Annotated in this window: 23 protein-coding genes; 11 read left to right on the top strand and 12 right to left on the bottom strand. The window is 72.3% G+C overall.

Going from position 1 to position 26,113, the window contains the following annotated elements:
* Positions 1 to 56 precede the first annotated feature (56 nt).
* Positions 57 to 5,030, top strand: coding sequence for an NAD-glutamate dehydrogenase (locus tag AB0K03_RS28090; RefSeq protein ID WP_364690490.1), 4,974 nt, complete (start codon positions 57 to 59; stop codon positions 5,028 to 5,030).
* 183 nt (positions 5,031 to 5,213) lie between these two features.
* Positions 5,214 to 5,675 (top strand): DUF6232 family protein, encoded by a 462-nt coding sequence (locus AB0K03_RS28085; RefSeq protein ID WP_364690488.1) that lies wholly within the window; start codon positions 5,214 to 5,216, stop codon positions 5,673 to 5,675.
* A 48-nt stretch (positions 5,676 to 5,723) separates the two neighbouring features.
* Here the strand turns inward: AB0K03_RS28085 and AB0K03_RS28080 are convergent, their stop codons facing one another.
* The 3 genes from AB0K03_RS28080 to AB0K03_RS28070 all read right to left on the bottom strand — a co-directional run bounded on the left by AB0K03_RS28080 (position 5,724) and on the right by AB0K03_RS28070 (position 8,623).
* The gene (locus AB0K03_RS28080; RefSeq protein WP_364690485.1) at positions 5,724 to 6,590 is read right to left on the bottom strand and encodes a helix-turn-helix transcriptional regulator; all 867 of its coding nucleotides are present in this window, start codon (positions 6,588 to 6,590) and stop codon (positions 5,724 to 5,726) included.
* 99 nt (positions 6,591 to 6,689) lie between these two features.
* Complete coding sequence (locus tag AB0K03_RS28075; RefSeq protein ID WP_364690482.1) at positions 6,690 to 7,559, bottom strand: helix-turn-helix transcriptional regulator; 870 nt, start codon at positions 7,557 to 7,559, stop codon at positions 6,690 to 6,692.
* Between the two features lie 176 nt (positions 7,560 to 7,735).
* Positions 7,736 to 8,623 carry a helix-turn-helix transcriptional regulator gene (locus tag AB0K03_RS28070; protein ID WP_364690479.1) on the bottom strand — a complete coding sequence of 296 codons (888 nt, stop codon included), beginning with the start codon at positions 8,621 to 8,623 and terminating at the stop codon, positions 7,736 to 7,738.
* A gap of 249 nt (positions 8,624 to 8,872) precedes the next feature.
* On the opposite strand from AB0K03_RS28070, the gene AB0K03_RS28065 reads away from it, so the two are divergent.
* A complete protein-coding gene (locus AB0K03_RS28065; protein WP_364690477.1) occupies positions 8,873 to 9,079 on the top strand; it encodes a DUF397 domain-containing protein in 207 nt (68 codons plus the stop codon).
* 12 nt (positions 9,080 to 9,091) lie between these two features.
* Here the strand turns inward: AB0K03_RS28065 and AB0K03_RS28060 are convergent, their stop codons facing one another.
* On the bottom strand, positions 9,092 to 10,243 hold the full coding sequence (locus AB0K03_RS28060) for an MFS transporter (protein WP_364690475.1): 1,152 nt from the start codon (positions 10,241 to 10,243) through the stop codon (positions 9,092 to 9,094).
* Positions 10,244 to 10,293: 50 nt separating this feature from the next.
* Between AB0K03_RS28060 and AB0K03_RS28055 the strand changes: the two genes are divergently transcribed.
* Positions 10,294 to 12,474 (top strand): heavy metal translocating P-type ATPase, encoded by a 2,181-nt coding sequence (locus tag AB0K03_RS28055; protein ID WP_364690473.1) that lies wholly within the window; start codon positions 10,294 to 10,296, stop codon positions 12,472 to 12,474.
* A gap of 313 nt (positions 12,475 to 12,787) precedes the next feature.
* Here AB0K03_RS28055 and AB0K03_RS28050 read toward each other — a convergent pair whose 3' ends face one another.
* The 4 genes from AB0K03_RS28050 to AB0K03_RS28035 all read right to left on the bottom strand — a co-directional run bounded on the left by AB0K03_RS28050 (position 12,788) and on the right by AB0K03_RS28035 (position 16,192).
* On the bottom strand, positions 12,788 to 13,417 hold the full coding sequence (locus AB0K03_RS28050) for a TetR family transcriptional regulator (protein ID WP_364690710.1): 630 nt from the start codon (positions 13,415 to 13,417) through the stop codon (positions 12,788 to 12,790).
* A gap of 157 nt (positions 13,418 to 13,574) precedes the next feature.
* Positions 13,575 to 14,000, bottom strand: coding sequence for a DCC1-like thiol-disulfide oxidoreductase family protein (locus tag AB0K03_RS28045; protein WP_364690470.1), 426 nt, complete (start codon positions 13,998 to 14,000; stop codon positions 13,575 to 13,577).
* A complete protein-coding gene (locus tag AB0K03_RS28040; RefSeq protein ID WP_364690467.1) occupies positions 13,997 to 14,608 on the bottom strand; it encodes a hypothetical protein in 612 nt (203 codons plus the stop codon). Before AB0K03_RS28040 ends, AB0K03_RS28045 begins: the two co-directional genes overlap by 4 nt.
* Before the next feature lie 138 nt (positions 14,609 to 14,746).
* A complete protein-coding gene (locus tag AB0K03_RS28035) occupies positions 14,747 to 16,192 on the bottom strand; it encodes a glycoside hydrolase family 3 N-terminal domain-containing protein (protein WP_364690464.1) in 1,446 nt (481 codons plus the stop codon).
* Positions 16,193 to 16,365: 173 nt separating this feature from the next.
* On the opposite strand from AB0K03_RS28035, the gene AB0K03_RS28030 reads away from it, so the two are divergent.
* Genes AB0K03_RS28030 through AB0K03_RS28020 form a run of 3 tightly spaced genes read left to right on the top strand, consistent with a single transcriptional unit; the run spans position 16,366 to position 19,319 of the window.
* Entirely contained in the window at positions 16,366 to 17,544 is a 1,179-nt protein-coding gene (locus tag AB0K03_RS28030) for an ROK family transcriptional regulator (protein WP_364690461.1), read from the top strand.
* 49 nt (positions 17,545 to 17,593) lie between these two features.
* Positions 17,594 to 18,409 (top strand): ABC transporter ATP-binding protein, encoded by an 816-nt coding sequence (locus AB0K03_RS28025; RefSeq protein WP_364690458.1) that lies wholly within the window; start codon positions 17,594 to 17,596, stop codon positions 18,407 to 18,409.
* A 10-nt stretch (positions 18,410 to 18,419) separates the two neighbouring features.
* Complete coding sequence (locus tag AB0K03_RS28020; protein ID WP_364690455.1) at positions 18,420 to 19,319, top strand: ribokinase; 900 nt, start codon at positions 18,420 to 18,422, stop codon at positions 19,317 to 19,319.
* On the opposite strand, the gene AB0K03_RS28015 is transcribed toward AB0K03_RS28020, so the two are convergent.
* The 4 genes from AB0K03_RS28015 to AB0K03_RS28000 all read right to left on the bottom strand — a co-directional run bounded on the left by AB0K03_RS28015 (position 19,310) and on the right by AB0K03_RS28000 (position 20,580).
* On the bottom strand, positions 19,310 to 19,507 hold the full coding sequence (locus AB0K03_RS28015; RefSeq protein WP_364690453.1) for a hypothetical protein: 198 nt from the start codon (positions 19,505 to 19,507) through the stop codon (positions 19,310 to 19,312). The two genes, AB0K03_RS28020 and AB0K03_RS28015, sit on opposite strands and share 10 nt — an antisense overlap.
* A 97-nt stretch (positions 19,508 to 19,604) precedes the next feature.
* Entirely contained in the window at positions 19,605 to 19,793 is a 189-nt protein-coding gene (locus tag AB0K03_RS28010) for a hypothetical protein (protein ID WP_364690450.1), read from the bottom strand.
* Entirely contained in the window at positions 19,745 to 20,119 is a 375-nt protein-coding gene (locus AB0K03_RS28005) for a hypothetical protein (protein WP_364690447.1), read from the bottom strand. Before AB0K03_RS28005 ends, AB0K03_RS28010 begins: the two co-directional genes overlap by 49 nt.
* A complete protein-coding gene (locus AB0K03_RS28000) occupies positions 20,116 to 20,580 on the bottom strand; it encodes a DUF6232 family protein (RefSeq protein WP_364690444.1) in 465 nt (154 codons plus the stop codon). Before AB0K03_RS28000 ends, AB0K03_RS28005 begins: the two co-directional genes overlap by 4 nt.
* 89 nt (positions 20,581 to 20,669) lie before the next feature.
* Here AB0K03_RS28000 and AB0K03_RS27995 point away from each other — a divergent pair, with 89 nt between their 5' ends.
* The 4 genes from AB0K03_RS27995 to AB0K03_RS27980 all read left to right on the top strand — a co-directional run bounded on the left by AB0K03_RS27995 (position 20,670) and on the right by AB0K03_RS27980 (position 25,868).
* Positions 20,670 to 21,443: an enoyl-CoA hydratase-related protein gene (locus AB0K03_RS27995; protein ID WP_364690441.1), complete on the top strand. Its 774-nt coding sequence runs from the start codon at positions 20,670 to 20,672 to the stop codon at positions 21,441 to 21,443.
* A 185-nt stretch (positions 21,444 to 21,628) separates the two neighbouring features.
* Positions 21,629 to 22,219: a hypothetical protein gene (locus tag AB0K03_RS27990; protein WP_364690438.1), complete on the top strand. Its 591-nt coding sequence runs from the start codon at positions 21,629 to 21,631 to the stop codon at positions 22,217 to 22,219.
* 52 nt (positions 22,220 to 22,271) lie between these two features.
* Positions 22,272 to 24,179, top strand: coding sequence for an Hsp70 family protein (locus tag AB0K03_RS27985; protein ID WP_364690435.1), 1,908 nt, complete (start codon positions 22,272 to 22,274; stop codon positions 24,177 to 24,179).
* 66 nt (positions 24,180 to 24,245) lie between these two features.
* Positions 24,246 to 25,868: an acetolactate synthase gene (locus AB0K03_RS27980; RefSeq protein WP_364690432.1), complete on the top strand. Its 1,623-nt coding sequence runs from the start codon at positions 24,246 to 24,248 to the stop codon at positions 25,866 to 25,868.
* The last annotated feature ends 245 nt before the right edge of the window (positions 25,869 to 26,113 follow it).

The following is a 26,113-nucleotide window of genomic DNA, read 5'->3' as shown; positions in this document are numbered from 1 at the left end:
GGCTGGAGCTGCGAAACGTGGACCCACAGTGTCGTGGGTGAGGGGAGCCGTCTGTCATGCCTGTCGCCGACGAGGCCGCCACCGAATCCGGCCCGGAGCTGGATTTCGAACCGGGCCCCGGGCTAGCCCTCACGGGCCGGCTCGGCACCTCCGACGATGAGCTCGACGAGCCGTTGCCGAACGCCGAGCGGCTCGTCACCGAGGCGGTGGCGCTGGCCGGCGAGGACCACGGCACCGCCGCGCTCGTGGGCCGCTTCTGGCGCTTCGCGCCGGACGAGGAGCTCGTCGGGTACACCCCGGCGGAGATGTTCGAGGCCGCCCGCCGGCACCGGGAGCTCGCCGCCGAGCGGCTGCCCGGGGAGTTGAAGCTCGACATCAGCGCGCCGTGCGAGGACCAGCCGCACACGGTCATCTCGATCGTCACCGACGACATGCCGTTCCTGGTCGACTCGGTGACCGAGCTGCTCACGGCGTATCAGCTGGACGTGCACCTGCTCGTCCACCCGCTGATCGTGGTGCGCCGGGAGCCGCTGGGCGCGCTGGCGCAGGTCGAGGCCGACGTCGAGCCCGACGACGCGATCGACGGCGACCTCGTGGAGAGCTGGATCCGCGTCGAGATCGACCCGGTGCGCACCGGCGAGGCCCGCGAGCACCTGCACAACGAGCTGCGCCGGATCCTCACCGACGTCCGTGACGCCGTCGACGACTGGCCGCGCATGCGGCAGCGGGCGCTGGTGATCGCCGACGAGCTGGCGGCCGCCCGCGGCTCCGACCGCAAGCTGCCCGTGCCGGACAAGGACGTCACCGACACGATCGAGCTGCTCAAGTGGCTGGCGCACGACCACTTCACGTTCCTCGGCTACCGCGAGTACCACCTCGCCGGCGACGGTGACGAGCTGGCGGTCGTGCACGGCAGCGGGCTGGGCATCCTGCGCGGCGACCAGAGCACCGCACGCAAGCTGTCCTCGATGGCGCCGGAGGCCCGTCAGCGGGCGCTGGAGAAGCGGCTGCTGATCATCACGAAGGCCAACTCGCGGGCGACGGTGCACCGCTCGGCGTACCTCGACTACATCGGCGTGAAGGTCTTCAACGACCAGGGCGAGGTCTGCGGCGAGCGCCGGTTCCTGGGCCTGTTCTCCAGCTCCGCGTACCGCACCAGCGTGCGCGAGCTGCCGGTGGTGCGGCGCAAGGTCATGGAGGTGCTGGACCGCTCCGGCCTGTCGCCGCGCGGGCACTCCGGCAAGGACCTGCTGCAGATCCTCGAGACGTACCCCCGGGACGAGCTCTTCCAGATCAAGACCGACGACCTGTACGAGGCGGTCGTCGGCGTGCTGCGCATGGCGGGGCGCCGGCAGCTGCGCCTGTTCCTGCGCCGCGACGGGTACGGCCGGTTCATCTCGTGCCTCATCTACCTGCCGCGCGACCGCTTCACCACCGCCAACCGCCAGGCCATGCAGGAGATCCTGCTGCGCGAGCTCAACGGCGTCGGCGTCGACTACACCACCCGCGTCACCGAGCGGATGCTCGCGCGCGTGCACTTCATCGTGCGTACGGACCCGGCCGACCCGCCCGGCGCGGTGGACCCCAACGCGCTGGCCGAGATGCTCGCCGACGCCACCCGCATGTGGGACGACGACTTCTCGCTGGTGCTCGAGCGCAAGCTCGGCGAGGAGCCGGCCAAGGAGCTCTTCCAGCGGTACGCGGGCGCCTTCCCGGACAGCTACAAGGACGGTCACACGCCGTACGAGGCGGTCCAGGACATCGCCAAGCTGGAGCTGCTGGAGGAGTCCGGGCAGCTCGAGATGCACCTGTACCGCAAGCGCCGGCTCAACCGCGACGGCTGCGCCGAACCCGACGACCACGACGTGCGGTTCAAGGTCTTCCGGTACGGCGAGCCGATGATGCTCTCCGCGGTCCTGCCCGTGCTGCACTCGCTGGGCGCGAAGGTCGTCGACGAGCGTCCGTACGAGGTCCGCCGCACCGACGGCACTGTCTACCTGTACGACTTCGGCCTGCTGCCGCCCGCCGCGCACCGGGAGCTGTCCGAGGTGCGGCCGCAGGTGGAGAACGCCTTCGCCGCGGCCTGGCAGAACGAGGCGGAGGTCGACGGCTTCAACGAGCTGGTGCTGCGCGCGGGGCTGACCTGGCGGCAGGTCGTGGTGCTGCGGGCGTACGCGAAATATCAGCGGCAGACCGGCGCCGTCTTCTCCCAGCGGTACGTCGAATCGACCTTCATCGCCTACCCGGAGATCACCCGCCTGCTGGTCCGGCTGTTCGAGACCCGCTTCTCGCCGCAACTGGAGATCGGCGAGGACGAGCGGGCGCGCCTGGCCGACGACCTGGTCGAGCAGGTGACCGGCCTGCTGGACGGGGTGGACAGCCTCGACCAGGACCGGATTCTGCGCTCGTACCTGACGCTCATCCAGGCGACCCTGCGCACCAGCTTCTTCCAGCGCGGCGCCGACGCGCGACCCAAGTCCTACGTCGCGTTCAAGCTGGACCCGCAGGCGATCCCGGACCTGCCGCAGCCACGGCCGAAGTTCGAGATCTTCGTCTACTCGCCCCGGTTCGAGGGCGTGCACCTGCGCTTCGGCGCGGTCGCCCGCGGCGGCCTGCGCTGGTCCGACCGGCGCGAGGACTTCCGTACGGAGATCCTGGGCCTGGTCAAGGCGCAGATGGTCAAGAACGCGGTGATCGTGCCGGTGGGTGCCAAGGGCGGCTTCGTGCTCAAGCAGAAGCCGGGCGACCGGGACGAGGCGGTGGCCTGCTACCGCCTGTTCATCGGCGCGCTGCTGGACGTCACGGACAACATCCACAGCGGGAAGATCGTGCCGCCCGTCGACGTCGTACGCCACGACGCCGACGACCCGTACCTGGTGGTGGCGGCCGACAAGGGGACGGCGACGTTCTCCGACATCGCCAACGAGATCTCGGTCGGCAAGGAGTTCTGGCTCGGCGACGCGTTCGCCTCCGGCGGCTCGGCGGGCTACGACCACAAGAAGATGGGCATCACGGCCCGCGGCGCGTGGGAGTCGGTCAAGAAGCACTTCCGCGACCTGGGACTCGACACGCAGTCGCAGGACTTCACCGCGGTCGGCATCGGCGACATGTCCGGCGACGTCTTCGGCAACGGCATGCTGCTCAGCGAGCACATCAAGCTCGTGGCCGCGTTCGACCACCGGCACATCTTCCTCGACCCCGACCCGGACCCGGCGGCGTCCTTCGCCGAGCGGCGCCGGCTGTTCGACCTGCCGCGCTCCTCGTGGGCCGATTACGACCCGGCGGTGATCAGCGAGGGTGGCGGCGTGTACCCGCGGACGGCGAAGTCCATCCCGGTGTCGCCGCAGGTCCGCGCGGCGCTGCGGCTCGGCGACGCCGCGGCGGTGAGCCCGCCGGAGCTGATGCGGGCGATCCTGCGGGCGCCGGTCGACCTGCTGTGGAACGGCGGCATCGGCACCTACGTCAAGGCGGCGTCGGAGACGCACGCCGACGTGGGGGACAAGGCCAACGACGCGATCCGCGTCAACGGCCGCGACCTGCGGGCCCGGGTGGTCGGTGAGGGCGGCAACCTGGGGCTCACCCAACGCGGACGCATCGAGTACGCCCGCAGCGGCGGCCCTCGCGACGAGGAGTCGGACACCGGGATGGGCGGGCGCATCTTCACCGACTTCATCGACAACACCGCCGGGGTGGACTGCTCCGACCACGAGGTCAACATCAAGATCCTGCTCGGCGGCGCGGTGACCGACGGCGAGATGACCCTGCCCCAGCGGGACGAGCTGCTGGCCGCGATGACCGACGAGGTCGCCGCGCTGGTGCTGCGGGACAACTACGAGCAGGCCACCGCGCTGGGCAACGCGCGGCAGCAGGCGCACTCGCTGCTGCCGGTGCACCGCCGGATGCTGACCGACATGGAGCAGGCCGGCCAGCTCAATCGCGAGCTGGAGGCGCTGCCCACGGACAAGGAGCTGGCGGTGCGGTACGAGGCCGGCGACGGGCTGACCGCGCCGGAGTTCGCAGTGCTGCTCGCGTACGTGAAGATCTCGCTCGAACGCCAGGTTCTCGCCGACGTGGTCGTTGACGAGGAGTGGACCAACGGCGTGCTGGCCCGCTACTTCCCGACGCCGCTGCGCGAGCGGTTCGCCGCCCGCATGGCCGGTCACCGGCTGCGCCGCGAGATCATCTCGACGGCCCTGGTCAACGAGGTGGTCAACCGGGGCGGCACGTCGTTCGTCTTCCGCGCCATGGAGGAGAGCGGCGCTTCGGCGGCCGACGTGATCCGGGCGTACGTGGTGGTCCGCGACGTGTACGGCCTGGGCGAGCTGTGGGAGGCCGCGGAGAAGCTGGACAACCGGGTGCCCACCTCCGCGCAGACCCTGGTCTACCTGGAGACCCGGCGCCTGCTCGACCGCGCGGTCCGCTGGCTGGTCAGCAACCGCCGCTCCCCGCTCGACGTGGCCGGCGAGATCGCCCGGCTGCGCCCCGGCGTCAGGGCCCTGCTCGCCCAGTTGCCGCAGGTCGTCGTCGGCACCGAGCGCCGCTCGCAGGAGGCCCACATCGACATGCTGGTGGAGAAGGGCGTCCCGGAGGAGCTGGCCCGCGCGGTCGCCCGTGTCGTGTACGGCTTCGGCATGCTCGACATCCTCGAGACCGCCGAGGCCACCGGCCGGGACGCGACCGAGGTGGCCGACGTCTACTTCGTCCTCTCGGAACGGTTCCAGATCGACGTCCTGCTGTCCCACATCTCCCGCCTGCCGCGCGGCGACCGCTGGCAGACCCTGGCCCGCATGGCACTGCGGTACGACCTGTACTCGGCGCTGGCCGGGCTGACGGCGGAGGTGTTGCAGTCCACGCCGGGCGACCTGCCGGCGGAGGACCGGGTGTCGCAGTGGGAGCACGTGAACGCGGCGTCGATCGCCCGGGCCGGCAACGCCATGGGCAACGTCTCGGACACGCCGGCCGATCTGGCGGCGCTGTCCGTGCTGCTCCGGCAGATCCGTACGCTGGTCAAGACGTCGTCGGCCGCCTGAGGGCGCTGATCCGGAAGCCGGTCCCGCGGTGCGGGGCCGGCTTTCTCGTCCGTTCATCTGTAAGCAAAGTTAATCTGCACTTTGCAGACGTCCTTTCGCACATCGTGATTTGACAGCTGCTTCTCGCGGCCTGCAACCGGCTCCAGGCGCTTTAATGACCGTTAAGGCGCGAGGAGGGGTGTCATGTTCAAAGGACCGGACATCGGGTGGGGCGGCGGCGCGGGAAGGCCACCGTGGCGGGTGCTCTACCAGGACCAGCGGATCACGATCACCAGCTGGTTCGTCGAGGTGGCGGGGCACCGCATCGCCATTCCGGAGCTGCGGGACACCGTACGGTGCCTCACCTACGGCTACCCGCTCGTCCGGGTCGCGGCGGTCACCGGTGGCCTCGAGATCGCCCTGGCCGCCCCGTTCGCCGTCGCGTACGGCTCGGCGCTCATGCTCTGCGCCGGCGTGGTGGCGGCGGCCGGCATGGGCCTCGGCGCCCTGCGCGACTTCCACCGGAACCCGCAGTTCATGACGATCGAGGCGGTCATCAGAGGGCACCGGGTCGTCCTCTACCGCACCCGGGACCGCAAGGAGTTCGGCCACGTCTGGCTCGCGATGGTGCGCGCCATCGAGGACTGCCGCGGCTCGCGGCCCTGACGCATCGTCCGACGCGCGCGGCCCTCGAGCCGCGCGCGGCCCGCTGGGCTACAGGCTGTCGCGGACGCGGCGGATCTCCTCGACGGCGGCGTCGCGGGTGAGACCGCCCTCCAGCATGCTGTCGACGGCGTCGTGGAAGCGGGCCGTGACCTCGCCGTCCTTCACCAGGAAGGCCTTGACCGGCGACTCGACCAGCACGACGTCCGGGTCGGCGGTCCCCTCGTACTCGAGGAGCTCGAAGACGCCGCCGAGGCTCGGATGCACGCCGCTGCGCAGCGGCACGACCACCAGGCGGACGTGCTCGTGGCGCGACATCTCGATCAGATGGTCCAGCTGCCCGGCGAGGACGTCGGGGCCCCCGATCCGCCGCTCGAGAACCGCACCGTCCAGGATCGCGACCAGCTCCGGGGGTTCGGCGCCCCGCATCCGCGCGAGCAGCTCCGCCTGCCGCCGCATCCGTACGTCGATCAGGTTCTGCAACTGGTGATCGTCCGGCTTCTTGCCCGCCACCGACGACGTCACGGCCCGCGCGTACGCCGGGGTCTGCAGAAGAGCCGGAATCTGAAGCGCCTGATAGACCGTGATGTGCGACGCCTCGTTCTCGTACGCGACGAAGTCCCTGTACTCGTTGTCGAGCTGGAAGCCGCTCCACCACTGCCGGCGCCGGGCGATCACCGCGAGATCGGTCAGCCGGCTCACCTCGGCGCTGTCGCGTACCTCATAGATGCCCAGCAGAGCCTGCACATCGAGGGGCTGCACCGTGACGGCGCCGGTCTCGATGCGATGCAGCTTCGAGGCGGACCAATGGGTGCGTGCGGTCACCGCGTCGGAACTCAGCCGGCGCTGCTTGCGCAGATCGACGAGCCGGGCCCGCAGGCGTTCCCGGGCGATGGCCTGTCCGATGTGCTCGGGCATGGTGAAGCCTCCGTATCGCTACGGAATCGGATGCTTTGCACGTGACGCGGTGCCGTCACATCCCCACGTTACTAGCGCGCCCGGCTTTTCAGGTGACAGCTATGTTCCAGTGAGGGAGTTCTTCGCCCTCTCGATCATTTCCACGGCGTCGGCGCCGCTCTTCCCGATCTCCCGCAATGCCTCGGCGTTGTCGCGATATCGCGTCGTAGCCGGCGCATCCCGGACGATGTAGTCGTCGGTCAGCGATTCGATGAAGACCAGCGGCGGGGCGTCGGCGAATTCCAGCAGCTCGAATACGCCGCTCAATCCGACGTGGCCGGGCGTACCGGTCGGCATGACGACGAGCGTCAGATGCGGCTGCTGCGCCTGCGCGACCAGGTGATCGAGCTGGGCGTCGAGAACCGCACGACCGCCGATCGGCCGGGACAGCACGGCTTCCTCCAGCACCACCAGGATCTCCGGTGCCGTTCCCCGCGCGATGCGTTCAGCGAGCATCTGCTGTCGTTCGACCCGGATCCCGACACGCGCGCCGACCGCGGCTTCCTCCGGCTCGGCACCGAGGATCGCGGCGGTCGCGGCGGTCGCGTACTCCTGGGTCTGCAGCAGTCCGGGAACGAGAAGCGGCTGGTAGACAACGATCCGCTCAGCCTCGGCCTCGTAACTGCTGAAGTGCTGAAACGCGTCGCTGAAGCCGTTCACGGTCCACCACAGGGGTGTCCGGGCCCGGTGGGCGAGCGCCATCAGGGTCGCCGCCTCGTCGTTGTCCGTGACGCCGTACGCCGCCAGGAGCGCGCCCACCTCCACGGGATGGACGGCCCGGGAACCGGCCTCCATCTCACGCACAGTGGACGGTGGCCAATGCACCGCACCCGCCGCCTCTTCGGGTGACAGGTGGCGCGCCTCGCGGAGGTCGCGCAGCCGGGCGCGGAGCCTTTCGCGGGCGACCGCCGGTCCGATGGGTTCTGACATGACGAGCCTCTCTGCTGGGAGGTCCGACTACGGCGTCGTCCCGGAGTTGGGTAGGGGGTAGCTCCTCTCGACGGAGAGTGGAAAGGTTGAGGTGGAACAACCACTTTAAGCGAGCTGAACCAGCGCCGAACGGCTTGACAACGCGCCGGGCGGGATCATTACGCCGCCTCGGCGCGTCATCCGCCAATTCGGGCGTCGCTCAGAAACGTGTCCCGAGCCCGCGCGACGGCCCTTTCCAGACTGTCCCGGCGTGAATCAGTCGCGAGAAGACTGTTCATGATCTGCCGGAACGTCGAGGTGTGTTCCTCATCCGTGATGAGGAAGTCGCTCGCCGGCGTCTCGATGAAGACCACGTCGAGATCGTCGTCCTCCGAGAAGGTCAGCAGTTCGAACGGTCCGCCCAGGCCCGGATGCGCGCCCAGCGCCAACGGCACGACGGCGAGAGTGACTGTAGGGAACCGGCTCAACTCGAGGAGATGCTCCAGCTGTTCCAGCATCACCTCGCGCCCGCCGATGGCGCGCAGGAGGACGGCTTCGTCGATGGCCTGGCTCAGTCCGGGCGGATTGTCGCCGGCAAGCCGCTGCATCAGCGACTCCTGCCGCTTCATCCGGATGTCGACGACCTCCTGCACGCGCGGTTCCTGCGGTGGCTTGCGAGGCACGGAAGCCGTGAGGGCCTCGGCGTACGCGCGGGTCTGCAGCAGCCCGGGGAGGTAGCTCACCTGGTAGCCGTACATGTGGGAGGCGTCGTTCTCGAAGGCGATGAAGTTGAGGTAGTCCTCGTCGACCGAGTGCTCTTCCCGCCACCACATGCGTTGCCGGGAGGCCAGGGACAACTGGACCAGCCGTTCGATCTCGTCCGGGTCCTGGATGCCGTAGTGCTGGACGAGGGCCCGTACCTCTAGAGGCTGAATCGTCACCTTGTTGTTCTCGATGCGGTTCAGCTTGGACAGCGACCAGTGCATGGCCCGGGCGACGTCGGCCGCAGGCTTCGCTCCACGGAGGTTCCGCAGGTAGGTGGCAAGTCGCTGGCGTGAAAGGGCCGGCCCTGGAAAGTCGCTCATGGTCGTTCCCCCTGCAGCTCACCCGGTCGGGCGGCCGGACGGAGCCGCCGCCGAACCCGTTCCGTCACCGTACCAAAGCGATCTGCAAGTTGCAGATGGGGAATTGCGGTGTAAGCTCACCCCGGTTTCGGCTCCTGTGCCGCCGTCCGCCGCGCCCGACCGCGGGGGTCGGCGGCAATGTGGTTAAATCGGGTATATGGCGCTGGCCGGGATGGTTCTAGCCGACAATGGAGTGGGTGAGAAGTGGCCATGGACGCTTGGGGCGATGCACCGCGCTGGCGCAAGAGTTCCCGTAGCTCGGCGGGCGCTTGCGTCGAAGTAGCCCCTCGGCCCGACGCGATCCTCGTCCGGGACTCGAAGAATCCCCAGGGCGCCGTCCTCACCTTCAGCCGCGACGCGTTCGCCACCTTCATCGACGGCGTCACCGCCGGCGAGTTCGACCTCCGTCGCCCCTGATCTTCCAGCCGTCTAGCGGGGAGCCGGGGACGCCGCGGGGCGTAGCACCCGGGCGTACAGACCCATCACCGCGGTGAGCGCGACGACCAGGATGAACGACACTGTCAGCGATGACAGGTGGGCGATGCCGCCGATGATCCCCGGTGCGACGAGCCCGCTGCCGTAGGCGATGCCCGCCACTCCCGCGAGGCTCCGTCCCGGGTGGTCGCCGATGCGGCCGGCCGTCGCGAAGACCAGCGGGACCACCACGGCGATGCCCACGCCGAGCAGGCCGAAGCCGAGCGCCACGACCAGTACCTGGCGGCCGAGTACGACCGTCAGCGCGCCGAGGCAGGCGCAGAGGCCGGCCAGCCGGACCGTGGTGACCGGGCCGAGGCGGTGGATCACGCGGTCGCCGGCGAAGCGGGCGGCCGCCATGCTGATCGAGAACGCCGACACGGTCAGGGCCGCGGTGCTCGCCGCGCCGCCGAGGACGTCGCGGATGTAGACGGCTGACCAGTCCAGGCCGGCTCCCTCGGCGAACACGGCGCAGAGGGCCACCAGCCCGATCGGCAGCACCGCGCGGGACGGCAGCGCGAACGCCGGTGGGGCGTCGACCTCCGGCTCCGGGCGGTGCGGCAGCAGCCACGCCGACGCCGCCACGGACACGACGGCAAGAGCGGCCGCGGTGACGAGGAAATGGATGCGCGCGTCCAGGCCGGCGCGGGCGGCGAGAGCGGCGACGGCCGAGCCCGCCAGCCCGCCGACGCTCCAGAAGCCGTGGAAGCTGGACATCACCGAGCGGCCGTACCGTTCCTCGATGACCACCGCCTGCGCGTTCATCGCCACGTCGGCGAGGCCGGCCGCGGCGCCGTAGGCGGCGAGCAGCGGGCAGAGCAGGTAGATGGTCGTGGGCAGCGCCGGCAGGATCAGCGCCGCGCACCAGAGCAGGATCAGCGTACGGGTCAGCGCCCGCAGGTCGTGCCGGTGCGCGAGGCGGCCGGAGAGCGGCATGGCGAGCAGCGCGCCGATCCCGGGCATGAGCAGGGCGATGCCGAGACCGCCCGCGCCGATGCCGGCGTGGTCGGCGACCCAGGGCACGCGCGCCGCGAACGTGCCGGTCACGGCCCCGTGGACAGCGAAGATCACCGAGGTGGCGGTCCGGGCGCGGCGCAGCGTCTGCATGACGCGTCACAGTAGTCGTCAGCTACCCCCAGGGGGTATATGGTGGGGGCATGACCCGGCAGATCGAGCTCGAAATCGGTGGCATGACGTGCGCCGCCTGCGCCAACCGGATCGAGAAGAAGCTCAACCGGCTCGACGGCGTGACCGCCACGGTCAACTACGCGACCGAGAAGGCGCGGGCCACCGTCCCGGCCGGGCTCAGCGCCGCCGACCTCATCGCGGTGGTGGAGAAGACCGGCTACACGGCCGCCGAGCCCGCGGCCGCGCCGGAGCCCGAGGCCGCGCCGGCCGACCCGCTGCGGACCAGGCTGCTGATCTCCGCGGCGCTCACCGTCCCGGTCGTGGTGCTCGCCATGGTCCCTGCCTGGCAGTTCGACTACTGGCAGTGGCTGTCGCTCACCCTCGCCGCGCCGGTCGTGGTCTACGGAGGCTGGCCCTTCCACCGCTCCGCCTTCGTCAACGTGCGGCACGGCGCCGCGACCATGGACACGCTGGTCTCGCTCGGCACCCTCGCCGCGTTCCTCTGGTCGCTGTGGGCGTTGTTCCTCGGCGACGCCGGCATGCCCGGGATGACGCACCCGTTCGAGCTGCGCGCCGGTTCCGACGGCGACGCCATCTACCTCGAGGCGGCCGCCGGCGTGACGACGTTCCTGCTCGCCGGGCGCTACGCGGAGGCCCGCGCGAAGCGCCGCGCCGGTGACGCGCTGCGGTCGCTGCTCGAGCTCGGCGCGCGTACGGTCACCCTCGAGGACGGCCGGGAGATCCCGATCGAGCAGCTCAAGACCGGCGACCTGTTCCTCGTACGGCCGGGCGAGAAGGTGGCCACCGACGGCGTGGTCGTCGACGGCGCCTCGGCGCTCGACCAGAGCCTGATCACCGGCGAGTCCGTGCCGGTCGAGGTCACCACCGGCGACCCGGTCACCGGCGGCACCGTCAACGCGGGCGGCCGGCTCGTCGTCCGCGCCACCCGGGTCGGGGCCGACACGCAGCTCGCGCAGATGGCCCGGCTCGTCGAGGAGGCCCAGGACGGCAAGGCCGCCGTGCAACGCCTCGCGGACCGGATCTCCGGCGTCTTCGTGCCGGTCGTCATCACCCTGTCGATCGCGACGCTGGGCTTCTGGCTCGGCACCGGGCGGGGCACGACGGCGGCGTTCACCGCGGCGGTGGCCGTACTGATCATCGCCTGCCCGTGCGCCCTCGGCCTGGCCACGCCGACGGCCCTGCTGGTCGGCACCGGCCGCGGCGCCCAGATGGGCATCCTGATCCGGGGGGTCGAGGCGCTCGAGTCGACCCGGCGCATCGACACGATCCTGCTGGACAAGACCGGCACGGTGACCACCGGGGTCATGACGCTGGAGAACGTCGCGCCGGAGCCGGGCCAGGATCCGGACGAGCTGCTCCGGCTCGCCGGCGCGGTCGAGGCGGCCTCGGAGCACCCGCTCGGCCGGGCGATCACCCGGGCCGCGGCCGAGCGTGGTCCGCTGCCCCCGGTGGAGGACTTCCACGCCACGGCGGGCGTCGGTGTCCGCGGCCGGGTCGAGGGCGTCGAGGTCGAGGTCGCGCGCGGCGCCGGCGACACGGCCAGGACCTGGGTCGAGGTCCGCGTGGACGGCACGGTCGGGGGCCGCCTCGCGCTGACGGATGCCGTACGCCCGAGCAGCGCGACCGCCATCGCCCGCCTGCGCCGGCTCGGCCTGACCCCGGTGCTGGTCACCGGCGACGCACAGCCGGTGGCGGAGCGGGTCGCGGCCGAGGTGGGCATCACCGAGGTGATCGCCGGCGTGCTGCCCGCCGGCAAGGTCGACGTGGTGAAGAACCTGCAGGCCGAGGGGCGCTCGGTCGCGATGGTCGGCGACGGCGTGAACGACGCGGCCGCGCTGGCCCAGGCGGATCTGGGCGTGGCGATGGGCGCGGGTACGGACGTGGCGATCGAGGCGTCCGACCTGACCCTCATGCGCGACGACCTGACCGCGGCGGTCGACGCCGTACGGCTGGCCCGCCGCACGATGCACATCATCCGCGGCAACCTGTTCTGGGCTTTCGCGTACAACGTGGCAGCGCTGCCGCTGGCGGCAACCGGCCTGCTCAACCCGATGATCGCGGGCGCGGCGATGGCGCTGAGCTCGGTGTTCGTGGTGGGCAACAGCCTGCGGCTGCGCCGCTTCCGCCCGGCGGAGGCGGTGCCGGAGACCTCGCCGGAGAGGAAGGCGGAGGCGGCGCCGGCGGGGTGAGGAGCTGGGCAGTGTGAGCCGGGCGCTTGATCCCGTCGGTTGCTCCCGAAACCGGCGAGGCGCCCGGCTCACCAGTGCCGCAGCGGAGGGATTCGGACCGGTCCCGAAGTCCGAAGCCCCGCGGCGGCATCCCCAGATCCACCTGCGGACATAACGCTAAGTGGTGGCCACCCCACGGCGGAAGCGCTGCGTACGGAATATGACCGTTCGGACGGGCGGAGATGCGCGACAGATGATCTCGAAGCGCTCGATACCGGATGAAAAGGCTCCGTGTAGTCACGCTTCGTAAGACGCGCCTTACTACGATGTGTGATCAGTCGCGGCGGATCGTGTCGATCAACGCGAGCACCTGGCGCAGCGCGGGGCGCAGCACCCGCAACCGCGACAGGCCCACGAGCCGGTCGACGAGCGGCACCACCCCGTCGATCAACCGCCGGGTACGCCGCTGGCCGGGGGAGCGGTCGTACACCCAGAAGAGGACCACGCCCATCCACGCCAGCCACAACAACTCGGGCAGTTCCCGGCGCAGCTCCGGATCGATCTTCGCGGACGAACCCTCAATCACGTCCCGGAAGATCGCGATGGCGGCCTCCCGCGCGGGCGACGATTCGCTCGAGAACGGGCTCAACGGCGACGACGGCTCGGCCGCGGTCTTGAAGAACGTCGCGGCGAACGAGTGGTACGGCTCGTTGACGTCGATCCCGGCGTGCAACACCCCGCGCAGCCGGGCGGCGAAGTCCTTCTCGGTGTTCAGCACCCGCTCGGCGGCCACTCGGTGCGCGGCCTGGTTCCGGTCGTAGAACCCCTGGATCAGGTGTTCCTTGGAGTCGAAGTAGTAGTACGCGTTCCCGACCGCGACGCCGGCCTCCTTGGCGATGGCCCGCATGGTCGTCTCGGCGTATCCACGCTCCCGGAACAGCCGCAGCGCCGTCTCGAGGATCAGCTGCCGCGTCTGTTCACCCCGGGCCCGCCGGGGCCGCTCGACCGGGCTCGAGTCCGCCTCCGTCGCCGCTTCCCCGCGGGCCGCCGCCTTCACCGGGCCGGCTTCCTCACCGGCGGCGCTGCGCGGGGTGCCCGCGCCCGGGTCGTCGGCGGCGGAATCAGCGGCAGCGGTCGTCACACCCGTCACCGTAGTCGTCCGATCGCGTCGACTGCCGGACGGCGGCCGCCGCCGCGATGAGCTGCCTCGCCGTGGGCAGCAGGGCCGGCGTGCTCAGCCGCTCCGCCACACCCCGGTAGTCCGCGAGCGCCCACAGGCAGGCCAGCCACGCGCCGTCCGACACGTACACCAGGCCGTTGTCGGCGACGACCGTCAGATCACGCAGCGTCGCTGCCGGGTCCAGGCCGGGGAAGCGCCGCCGGGCCTGCGGCGACCCGGCCGGCACGAACTCCAGGGGTACGAGCTGAGCCCGCCCCGCGAGCCACCGGTGCGCCGCGCGGCAGAGGGGGCAGCCGGCGTTGTAGAGCACGGTGAAGGCGCCGATCCGGCCGGCCCCGAACCCGGCCGGATCGGTCAGCTCCGTCACGCCGGAGCCGGCGGCGGAACCGGCATGCCCTGCCCCGGCCACACCACACCCCCGCTCGCGCCCGGCCCACCGGCGGTGCCCGGCGTGGCGGTGGTGCCCGGGCCGCCGGTGCCGACCGGACGGGCCGTCCCGCCCGGTGCGCCGGGCCCGGTCGCGCCGCTCGGCATCGTCGCGGCGCCCGGGCCGCCCGGCGGGAACAGCGGCCCGCCACCCGGGCCCATCGGCAGTCGTCCGGCCGGCGGCAGCGGCGGCATCGTCTGCTGCTGGCGCAGGCGTCCACGCCGGTAGCGGTTGAGGAAGAACACGTTGAGCACGTGCAGCGCGCCGAGGACGAGCAGCACGAGCCCGATCTTGTACGACAGCGTCTCCAGCGCCCGGGCGGCGTCCGGGATGCGCGCGCCGGACCGCATCGCCACCGCGACGTAGCCGAGGTTGAGCAGGTAGAAGCCCATCACCCGGAGGTGGTTGACCGCCTTGGCGAGCCGGGTGTCGGCGAAGACGTCCTCGAGGAAGACGAGGCCGTTGCGGGAGAGGGTCGTCGCGACCCAGACGGTGAGCCCGACGCTGGTCGCCAGGTAGACCAGGTACATCCACACCTTGTGGTCCACGAGCCGCACCTTTCTTGAACGTGTTCAACAGTTGTCGTCCTGAGGCTAGACCGGTTGTTGAACGCGTTCAAGAGAGACGTGGCGCACAGAGGAGGCAGCGGCGGGTGGCGGCCCGCCGCTGCCTCGGCTCGTGATGTGTCAGGCGCTCAGGCCAAGTGCCTCCGCCGCGGCGCGGCCGTTGGCGAGGGAGGCGCCGTACGTGGTGAGGAACGCCCGTACTCCCGCGGGGCGCCACGTCGACGGCCACCCCATCTCGACCACCGCCACAGTATGGCGCGCCGCGAGGTTCTCGATCAGGGATCGCGTGACGTCGTGGTGCGTACGCCGCCCGACCACCACGATCGGCCGCGCCCCGGCCCGGGCGAGGATGTCGGCCGGTGCGGCGTCGCCGGGTGCCACGATCATCTGCTCCACGCCGTCGAGGTGGGGCGACAGGCCCCACGGCACCCGGCCCTCGGCGATGGAGTGCCCGGAGTCGAGCTGGACGATCAACGGGTTCGCGAAGCCCGCGACCGAGCCCTCGACGCGGATCGCGCGGCGCGCGGCGGCATAGCCGGGGGTGCCGGACGGGGCGGGCCGGTACGGGCGGCCGGCCCAGGCGGCCAGGTCGGCGGTGCGGGCCGCGGCCTCCTCCAGGCGGTCGACGGTCAGGCGCCCGTCGCATACGGCCGTGACGATCTCCGCCGCCACGTGCTCGACGAGATCCCGGTCCACCCGTGCGCCGATGCAGAGCAGGTCCGCGCCGGCTGTCAGGGCGAGGACGGCCGCTGCGCCGATGCCTCCGGCCGCCGCGGTGGCGCCGCGCATCTCCAGCGCGTCGGTGACGATCACGCCGGTGAAGCCGTACTCGTGGCGGAGCAGGTCCCGCAGGGCCGCCGGGCTGAACGTCGCGGGGCCCGTGCCGGTCAGGGCGGGGACCCGGATGTGCGCGGTCATGATCGCCTTCGTCCCGGCGGCGATCGCGGCGGCGAACGGCGGGAGGTCGCGTTCGCGCAGCAGCTGCCGGGTCGCGTCGACGGTCGGCAGCGCTAGGTGCGAGTCGGTCGTCGTGGCGCCATGGCCGGGGAAGTGCTTCGCGCACGCCGCCACCCCGGCCGATTGCAGGCCGGTCACGGCGGCCGCCGCGTGCCTCGCCACGAGCGCCGGGGAGGCGCCGAAGGAGCGCGTACCGATGACCGGGTTGTCGTCGGCCGTGTTCACGTCGACGTCCGGTGCGAGGTCGAGGTTGATGCCGGCCCGGGCCAGGTCGGCGCCGATCGCGGCGTACACCGTACGTGTCAGGTCGGGGTCGTCGGCCGCGCCCAGCGCGGCATTGCCCGGGTACGGGCTCCCGGTGCGGTGCGCGAGGCGCGTGACGTCCCCGCCCTCCTCGTCGATCGCGATGAGCACGTCCGGCCGTGCGGCTGTCAGCTCGGTGGTGAGCCTGCGCAGCGGGCCTGGCTCGCCGACGTTGGTGGCGAACAGGGTGACTCCGGCGAGGCCCTCGCCGAGTAGTTCGTGCATCCATTCCGGCAGTGATTTACCTACAAAAGCCGCAAGCAGGGTACGCAGCGCGAGTCGCCGTAGCCCTGATTCGATCGGCATGGTTTTCTTCCTCGGTTGAGCACTGTCCGCGGGCGGGGGGAGCTGCCATGATCGCTCAATGTCTATCGGACACGCCCCGCAATCGGCCAGTGAGCTGACCGTTACGCTGCGGGCTGGACGATGCGCGCCGAGACGGCAATAGGAAACTATCCTAAATACTAGGGGACACAGTTATGGCCGCCACCCGCCTGCCGGGCACCCCCCGGCTGTTGCGCGCGCTCAACGACCGCGCCGCACTCGAGCTGCTGCTCGCGAAGGGCCCGCTCACCCGGGCGCAGCTCGGCGAGATGACGGGCCTCAGCAAGGTCACCGCGTCGCAGCTGGTCGAGCGGCTCGAGGAGCGCGGGCTGGTGCGTCGGGTCGGCGAGCAGGCCGGCGGCCGCGGCCCCAACGCGCAGCTGTACGCGGTCACTCCCAGTAGCGCACACGTCATCGGCGTCGAGGTGCTCCCCGATCGGGTGATCGCCGCGTGTGCCGACATCACCGGCGAGATCGTCGGGCGCAGCGAGCAGTCCACCCAGGACAGCGACGATCCCGTACGCGCGGTGCACGGCGCCGTCATGGAGGCCGCCACCCGGGCGGGCACCGACCTCGACTCGATCCACCGGGTCGTGCTCGGCACCCCCGGCCTGGTCGACCCGAAGACCAGCGAGGTCTCGTTCGCCTTCGACCTGCCCCGCTGGCACCGTGGCCTGCTCGCCGAGCTGCGCAAAGACCTGAGCACGCCGGTCGTGTTCGGCAACGACGTGAACCTGGCCGCGATCGCCGAGCAGCACACCGGCGCCGCCCGCGGCGTCGACGACTTCGTGCTGATCTGGGTGGGCCGGGGCGTCGGCCTCGCCACGGTCATCGGCGGCAAGCTGCACCAGGGCAGCACCGGCGCCGCCGGTGAGATCGGTTACCTGCCCGTCGCCGGCGCCGAGGTCCCGCACAACGCCTCCAAGCGCGGCGTGAAGGGCGCCTTCCAGACGCTCGTCGCCTCCGACGCCGCCAAGGCGATCGGCAAGCAGCACGGCTTCGGCGGCAAGGAGTCCGCCGACGTCGTCCGCGCGGCCGTGGCGGCCGGCGAGGCGGGCGAGCCGGTGCTGGACGAGCTGGCCCGGCGGCTCGCGCTCGGTGTGGCGGCGACCTGCGTAGTGCTGGACCCGCCGCTGGTCGTGCTCGCGGGCGAGGTCAGCCAGGCCGGCGGGACCGCGCTGGCCCAGCGGGTCGAGGCCGAGGTCGCCTCCATCACGCTGGTGTCGCCCAAGGTCGTGATCAGCGAGGTGGCCGTCGAGCCGGTCCTCAACGGCGCGCTGCTGACCGCGCTGGACGCCGTACGCGACGAGGTCTTCGGGTCGACGACCGGATAGGCACGGCACGGTGTCCGGGGCCGCGAGCCGTGCGTGGTTGGATGGACGCGTGCTCGAGGCAGCGACCCCCACACCCCCGGACGACGACACCGTCATCTCCTTCGACCGCGTCAGCGTGATCCGCGGCGGCACCTTCCTGCTGCGCAACCTCTCCTGGCAGGTCGAGCTGGACGAGCGGTGGGTGATCCTCGGCCCCAACGGCGCCGGCAAGACCACACTGCTCAACCTCGCCTCCGCCCGGATGCACCCGTCGCGTGGCGTCGCGTGGGTGCTCGGGGAGCGGCTCGGACGCACCGACGTCAGTGAGTTGCGTACCCGGATCGGCATCACGACCGGGCAGCTCGCCGATCGCGTGCCCCCCGCCGAACGGGTTCTGGACGTGGTGGTCACGGCCGCGTGGTCCGTGGTGGGCCGCTGGCGGGAGAGCTACGACCGGCAGGACGAGGGGCGGGCCCGGGGCCTGCTCGACCAGCTCGGCATGGGCGCGCTGACCGAGCGTGAGTTCGGCACGCTGTCCGAGGGTGAGCGCAAGCGCACCCAGATCGCCCGGGCGCTGATGACCGACCCCGAGCTCATGCTGCTCGACGAGCCGACCGCCGGTCTGGACCTCGGCGGCCGGGAGGATCTGCTGGGCCGCCTCACCGAGCTCGCCGAGGACCCGGACGCGCCGGCGATGGTGCTGGTGACCCATCACGTCGAGGAGATCCCGCCGGGCTTCACCCATGCGATGCTGTTGCGCGAGGGCTCGGTCGTCGCCGCGGGCCTGCTCGGTGAGACGCTGACCGCCGACAACCTGACCAAGACCTTCGGCCTGCCGCTCGTCGTCCAGCGCAGCGGCGACCGGTACACGGCCCGGGCGGCCTGAGGAGCCCGGCATGGCAACCTCGCCACCCCGGATCGTGGTAGCCGGCAGCGCCAACATGGACCTCGTCGGCCTCGCCGAGCGCCTGCCGTTGCCCGGGGAGACAGTGCTGGGCGACGACTTCGTCATGACACCCGGCGGCAAGGGCGCCAACCAGGCCATCGCGGCCGCCCGCGCCGGCGGCTCCTGCGCGATGCTCGGCGCGATCGGCTCGGACGCGTTCGGGGTGACGATCAAGGCGCGGCTCAACGCGTCCGGCGTGGACACCGAGTGCCTGCGGACCAGCTACGGCTCCTCCGGCGTCGCGGTCATCATGGTCGACCGGGCGGGCGAGAACTCGATCATCGTGAGCCCGGGCGCCAACAACACCTTCGCCGGCCTGAGCGCGGCGGAGACCACGGTGATCGCCGACAGCGACGTCCTGCTGTGTCAGCAGGAGATCCCCGGTGAGACGGTGCTCGCCGCGGCGCGGGCGGCGCGCGAGGGCGGCACCCGCATGATCCTGAACGCCGCGCCGGCCCGGGAGCTGCCGCCCGAGCTGCTCGAGGCGGTCGACCTGCTCGTCGTCAACGAGGTCGAGGCGATGGCGATCACCGGCTCGGAACGGCTCGACATGCCGGGGCTGCTCGCGCTCGTACCGCGGGTCGTGCTCACGATGGGCGGCAGCGGCTCCTGGTACGCCGACCGCGACGGCCGCGACGAGCGCATCCCGGCGTTCCAGGTGCAGGTGGCGGACACCACCGCCGCCGGCGACGCCTTCACCGGCGCGCTGGCGGTCGCCTGGGGCGAGGGCCGCGACCTGCTCGACGCGGTGCGCTGGGCCAACGCGGCGGGTGCGGCCTGTGTCCGCAAGGTCGGCGCGTCGAACGCCCTGCCGTCCCGGGCGGACATCGACGCGCTCTACTACGCCTGACGGGCCATGCTCACGAAGCGGTGAACCTCGCTGCGGAGCACCTCCGCGAGCTGGCTCAGAACCGTCGTGCCGGAGTCGTGGGCGCCGTCCACCGCGGCCGCGATCCCGTCGACCAGGCCGCTCGCCTCGCGAATGCTCCCGGTCACCGACTCCAGCACGGCCACCGCGTCCGCGGCCGCCTGCGGCACAGTGGTGACCTGACCGAGGATCTTCTCGCCGGACGCGGAGGTCGCCCGCCGCGGCGCGCCGGCAGGCCTTCGGTGAGCTGCCGCATCGCCGCGGCGTTCATCGCGGGTCCCGGTTCGTCAGGCTCCAGACGAACTCGTCGTACGTCTGACGGCGCTCGCCGAGCAGCTGCTGGAACTTCTGCCACGACGCCTCCAGGGCGGCCAGGGAGCCGGGACCGGTGGGGACTTCGTCGAAGATCAGTGGGTGCCGCGCGGCCCGGCCGTCGACGCCACCCGCAGACCCCACATGACCAGCGGCGCCTGCAGCGGCAGCCGGCCGTACGCGATCGCCCGCCGCAGCGGCGGCGCGTGCCGCCAGTCGACGGCCATCTTGACGTTCGCGGGGAACACCGCCGCGAACAGCGTGGCGGCGGCCAGCCCGCCCGCACGCCGGGTGCGGGGATGCGCCAGCGCGGCGGCCACGGCCAGCTCGGCGAAGCCGCTCAGGTACGTCCACGTCCGCGGACTACCGGGCAGCGAGCGCGGCACGATGCCGTCAAAGGGCCGGGGCTGGGCGAAATGCAGCACGCCGGTGGTCGTCAGGAGCCCGGCCAGCGCGGTGTGCGACCTCACCGCGGCACGGAGTCGTGATCGAGGGCGCGCTGCAACGCCCGGTAGATGCGGCCGAAGCGCTGGGCGTCCTGCGTCTCCAGCAGCAGCGTCCGGGTGCCGCGGACGTCGGCCCAGATCTCGAGCCGGCGGCTGCCGCGGTCGTAGGAGCGGTCCACGAACTCCAGCAGCACGTCCGCCAGGGGCGCCGCGGCCAGACCGATCAGGATGCCGCCGCCGGCCAGCGCGATCGTGGTGGAGGTGGACGCGTCGATCACCAGGGCGACGAGCACGCCGAGCGCGCCGACCAGCACGGGAGCGATCATCGCGACGCCGAGCGCGCCGCGCCCCGCCACCGCGCTCCACTGCCGGCGACCGCGCTGGTGCCACACCTGCACGAAGTCGCCGAGCCGGTAGCCGCGTCCGCCGATCCGGACCCCGTCCGACGTCACGAGCACGTCCCGGTCCCGGTAGTACGTGACCATGACCCCTCCCTCGACCCTGCATGTTACTTACCCGGGCCGCGCACGCTTACGCTGTCGGGACTGAACGATCGATCGGGAGGCGGCAAGCGGTGGGCGAGTTCGTGAAGCTGGAGATCGAAGACGGCATCGGGACGATCCGGCTCGGCCGGCCCCCGATGAACGCGCTCAACACCCAGGTCCAGGAGGAGCTGCGCGCGGCCGCCCAGGAGGCGTCCGGGTCGGACCAGGTGCGGGCCGTCATCGTGTACGGCGGGGAGAAGGTCTTCGCCGCCGGCGCCGACATCACCGAGTTCACCACCACGACGTTCCAGGAGATGACCGTACGGGCGGCAGCCCTGTCCAGCGCGTTCGACGCGGTGGCGCGGATCCCGAAGCCGGTCGTCGCCGCGATCACCGGCTACGCGCTGGGCGGCGGCTGCGAGCTGGCGCTGGCCTGCGACTGGCGGGTCGTCGCCGAGGACGCCAAGCTGGGCCAGCCGGAGATCAAACTGGGCATCATCCCGGGCGCGGGCGGCACCCAGCGCCTGGCCCGGCTCGTCGGCCCGGCCCGCGCCAAGGACCTGGTCTTCTCCGGCCGCATGGTGGACGCGGAGGAGGCCTTGCGCATCGGCCTCGCCGACCGCGTCGTCCCCGCCGCCGACGTGTACGCCGCCGCCGTCGAGCTCGTGAAGCCGTACCTGACAGGGCCGGCGATGGCCTTGCGGGCGGCCAAGCAGGCGATCGACGGAGGGCTGAGCATGGATCTGGCGTCGGGTCTGGCGCTGGAGAGCCACCTGTTCGCCGGCCTGTTCGCCACGGACGACCGGGTCGAGGGGACGACGGCGTTCGTGGAGAAGCGCAAGCCGAAGTTCACCGGCCGCTGACCCGTCCGTCCTGCGTGAGCCGGTCGGCCGCCGTCAGGGCCCGCTGGTCCCGGAGCAGGTCCCGGCGTTTCATCGCGCTGTAACGGCGTCTGAATCGCGTAAGCGCCTGTTTACCTGCCCTGAAGCGCCGGACACGCCCGCCAGGATCTCGCGGATATCGATCTGTTGCCATAAAGTTCCGGTCTGTGACGATGCCCGGGCTGCGCGCGACGTCGGTGCGCCGCACCGTGATCGTCGCCGTGGCGCTCGTCACCGGGCAGGCTCTGCTCGGCGCGGTGATCGGCTTCATGACCTTCGACCGGGACGAGGCCGGCCCGGCCGCGTCCCGGGCGGCGGAACCGGCAGCGGCGCCCCCGATCGTCGCGCCCGCGCCCAGCACGCCGGCGGCGACGGAAGCGTCGCAGCCCCCGGGCAAGCGCGCGGTCGCCGACGCCTCGAGCGGCACCCGGCGGGTCCCTGCGTCCCCAGCGCCGGCCTTCCCGGCGCCGGCCTTCCCGGCGCCTGCCTCCTCGGCGCCGGCGGAAGCGGTGACGCGGCCCGGCACGTCCCCCTCGCCGACTCGTACCAGCAGCGCACCGGCGCCGCTGCCCCCGTCGAGCTCCGCCGCTCCCGCGCCGGGACTGCTGCCCTCCCCGGACGCGGACCAGCCCGGTGCGGAGACGCCGGTTGCCCGGGAGCCCTGCGAGGAGGAGGGCGCGACGGGCCGTACGGGGGACGGCAAGACGGTGCGGTGCCGGCGGGACCGCGACGGCCGGCTGCGGTGGCGGCTCGTCTGACCCGGCTTCCGCCCTGATCAACTAGTACGCGGCAGCGCCTACACTGACGCGCATGTCCATCGACCAGGGTCGGCACTGCCTCGGCGTCGACTTCGGCACCTCGAACACCGTGGCGGTCGCCCGGTGGCCCGACGGGCGGGCCCGCCCGATCCTCGTCGACGGCTCCCCGCTGCTGCCCTCCGCCGTGTACGCCCAGCCCGACGGCCTGCTCGTGGTGGGCCGCGACGCGGTGCACAGCGCCCGGCGGGATCCGGCCCGGTTCGAGCCGAACCCCAAGCGCCACATCGACGACGGCATCGTGCTCCTCGGCGACCGGGAGTTCCCCGTGGTCGACCTGGTGGCCGCCGTGCTCGTCCGGGTGGCCGAGGAGTGGCACCGCGCGGTCGGCCCCGTACGGCCCGAGGTGACGCTGACCTGCCCGGCCACCTGGGGCGCCACCCGCCGCGGCCTGCTCGCCGAGGCCGCCGCCCGCGCCGGTCTCGAGGGCGCGCGCCTGGTCGCCGAGCCGGTGGCCGCCGCCACGTACTTCGCCGAGGTGCTGGGCCGCGACGTACCCATCGGCTCCGTCGTGGTGGTCCACGACTTCGGGGCCGGCACCTTCGACGCGAGCGTGGTCGCCCGTACGGCCGAGGGTTTCGAGGTCCTGGCCGTCGACGGCCGGGACGACATCGGCGGGCTGGACGTCGACGCGGCGATCGTCGACCACCTCGGCGAGCTCTGCGCCGGGCAGGACCCGGACGCCTGGCGGCGGCTGACCGAGCCGGTGACGCTGGAGGACCGGCGCGCCCAGCGGCAGTTGTGGGACGACGCGCGGATCGCCAAGGAGCGGCTGTCGCGCACCCAGTCGGCGGACGTGATGGTGCCGCTGCTCGACGTCGAGATGCACGTGACCCGCGAGGAGCTGGAGGAGCTGGCGCGGCCGGTCCTGGACCAGACCGTACGCGTCACCCAGGACCTGCTGCGCTGGGCCGACCTGCCCGACGGGCGCCTGGCCGGCGTGTTCCTGGTCGGCGGCGCGAGCCGGATCCCGCTGGTGGCGACGCTGCTGCACCGCGCCCTCGGCGAAGCGCCGGTCGTGATCGAGCAGCCGGAGCTGGTGGTCGCCGAGGGCAGCATCCTGGCGGACGCGGCCCTGCTGGCCACCGAGCCCGCGGCTCCCGGCCCGACGGCGGAGCTGCGGCTGGTCTCCCGCGGTGATCGCGTACGCGTGCAGCCCGCGGACCCGCCACCGCCACCGCCGCTCCCGCCGCCGGTGTCCGTGGACGACATGGAGACCGTGCCCACGGCCCGGCGTGACCTCACCGGGGCCTTCCCGCCGGCGGTCGATCCCTGGCCGGACGCGCCGCAGCACTGGGAGCCGGACCCGGATGCCACCGTCGCCGCTCCGCATCCGGTCACGCCTTCGCACCCCGTCGCTGCTGCGCACCCGGTCACGCCTTCGCACCCCGGCGCCGCTGCGCACCCGGTCGCGTCGCAGCCCGGCCCGGCGGCTCGGCCGGAGCCGCCTGCCAAGTCCTCGGCGTCGGCGCCGCCGCGGAAGGTGTCGTCCCGTCCGGTCTCCCCGGCGGCGGCCGTCACGACCCGGCGCGCGTCGGTTCCCGCGTCGCAGTCACGCTCGGCTTCGGCTTCGCGGCCTGTGGCGGGAACGGCGCGGCCCGCGTCGGGGTCGCGGTCCGGGGTGGGTGCTTCCCGGCCTGCCGCCGGCGCGGCCCGGCCGGTGTCGGGCGCGGCGCGTCCCGCGCCCACCACCCGGTGGGACGGTCCGGAAGCTTCGCCGGTCGCGCGTCCCCGCCGGCGTACGGGGCGCGGACTGCGGGCGTTCCAGATCCTGCTCAGCGTCGTGTTGCTGGTCACCGCGCCGGTGGCCGCGATGCTCGTCGCGTACAGCATCACCACGGGTGTGCCGGTGGAGTCGACCGTCCGGCTGATCGTGAACGACATCCAACGGCTCCTGGGGTGAGTCTCGTTCACGTTTTCTCACGCGCCGGGTAGCGTGCTCGGCATAACCGACACGGCTGGAGCGGGCATGACGGACAAGATCGAGGGGCACGGCGGGGATCTGGCGCTGGCGGCGCTGCGGGCGTACGGGGTCACGGAGATGTTCACCCTCTCCGGCGGCCACGTGTTCCCGATCTACGACGCCGCGCACAAGGCCGACTTCCCCATCTACGACGTGCGCCACGAGCAGTCCGCGGTTTTCGCCGCGGAGGCGGTCGCCAAGCTGCAGCGCCGCCCCGGCCTCGCGGTGCTCACCGCCGGCCCCGGCGTCACCAACGGCATCTCGGGCCTGACCAGCGCGTTCTTCAACGCCTCCCCGGTGCTGGTGATGGGCGGCAGGGCGCCGGCGTTCCGCTGGGGCTCCGGCAGCCTGCAGGAGATCGACCACGTGCCGCTGGTCGCGCCGGTCACCAAGTACGCCGCGACGGTCACCGCCACCGACGAGATCCCCGCCGAGATCGGTCGAGCCCTCACGGCGGCGCTGACCGCCCACCGCGGACCCGCGTTCCTGGACCTCCCGCTCGAGGTGCTGTTCTCCAGCGAGGACGTCGCGGCGCCGGGCGCACCCGCCGTACCCGTCATCGAGGCCGACCCGGACGAGGTCGCCCGCGCCGCGGCCCTGCTCGCCGAAGCCGAACGCCCGGTCATCATCGCCGGGTCGGACGTCTGGGGCGGCAACGCGATCGACGAGCTGCGCGCCGCCGCCGAGACCCTGCAGATCCCCGTCTTCACCAACGGCATGGGCCGCGGCGCGCTCCCCCCGGGCCACCCGCTCGGCTTCGCGAAGGCCCGCCGCCCCGCGCTCAGCGAGGCCGACGTCGTCGCGGTCATCGGCACCCCGCTCGACTTCCGCCTCAACTTCGGCGAGTTCGACCCCGCGCAGGTCATCCACATCGTCGACGCGCCCAGCCAGCGCGCCGGCCACGTCCAGGCGGCCGTGTCACCCGCGGGCGACCTGCGCCGCATCCTCGCCGCGATCGCCGGCCACACCGGCAAGCGCACCGACCACGCCGAATGGATCAACGGCCTGCGGGCCGCCGAGGACGCCGGCAAGACCCGCGACGCCGAGGCCATGGCCGCCGAGAGCGACCCCATCAAACCCGCCCGCGTGTACGGGGAACTGCGCAAGGTCCTGGCCCCCGACGCGGTCACCATCGGCGACGGCGGCGACTTCGTCTCGTACGCGGGCCGCTACCTCGAACCCGCCCAGCCCGGCACCTGGCTCGACCCGGGCCCGTACGGCTGCCTCGGCACCGGCATGGGCTACGCGATGGGCGCCAGGGTCACGTACCCCGACCGCCAGATCTGCGTCCTCATGGGCGACGGCGCGGCGGGCTTCTCCCTGATGGACGCCGAATCGCTGGTCCGGCAGAACCTCCCGGTCGTGATCGTGGTCGGCAACAACGGCATCTGGGGCCTCGAGAAACACCCCATGCGCGCCATGTACGGCTACGACGTCGCGGCGGACCTGCAGCCGGGCCTGCGCTACGACGACGTGGTGAAGGCGCTGGGCGGTGCCGGCGAGACGGTCGAGAAGTCGGCGGATCTGGGGCCGGCGCTGAACCGGGCGTTCGACTCGGGCGTGCCGTACCTGGTCAACGTGCTGACGGACCCGGAGGACGCGTACCCGCGCTCGTCCAACCTGGCCTGATCCACCGCCTCGAGCCCGGGGGGCTTCTGTCCGATCCGGTCCGGCTGGAGCTGCGCCTCCGGCCGGCCCGGCTTGCTTGCCGAGCCCAGTCGGGTCTGCGGTGTCGGGCTTGCCCGGTCTGGGCTTGTTCGCGGGTCTGGCCGGGCCTGGCTTGCTTGCCGAGCCCAGTCGGGTCTGCGGTGTCGGGCTTGCCCGGTCTGGGCTTGTTCGCGGGTCTGGCCGGGCCTGGCTTGCTTGCCGAGCCC

The organism is Actinoplanes sp. NPDC049316, assembly GCF_040677315.1.
Classification (GTDB): Bacteria; Actinomycetota; Actinomycetes; order Mycobacteriales; family Micromonosporaceae; genus Actinoplanes.
Note: the sequence above shows the minus strand (reverse complement) of the source record. Positions and strands in the feature narration are given on the sequence as shown.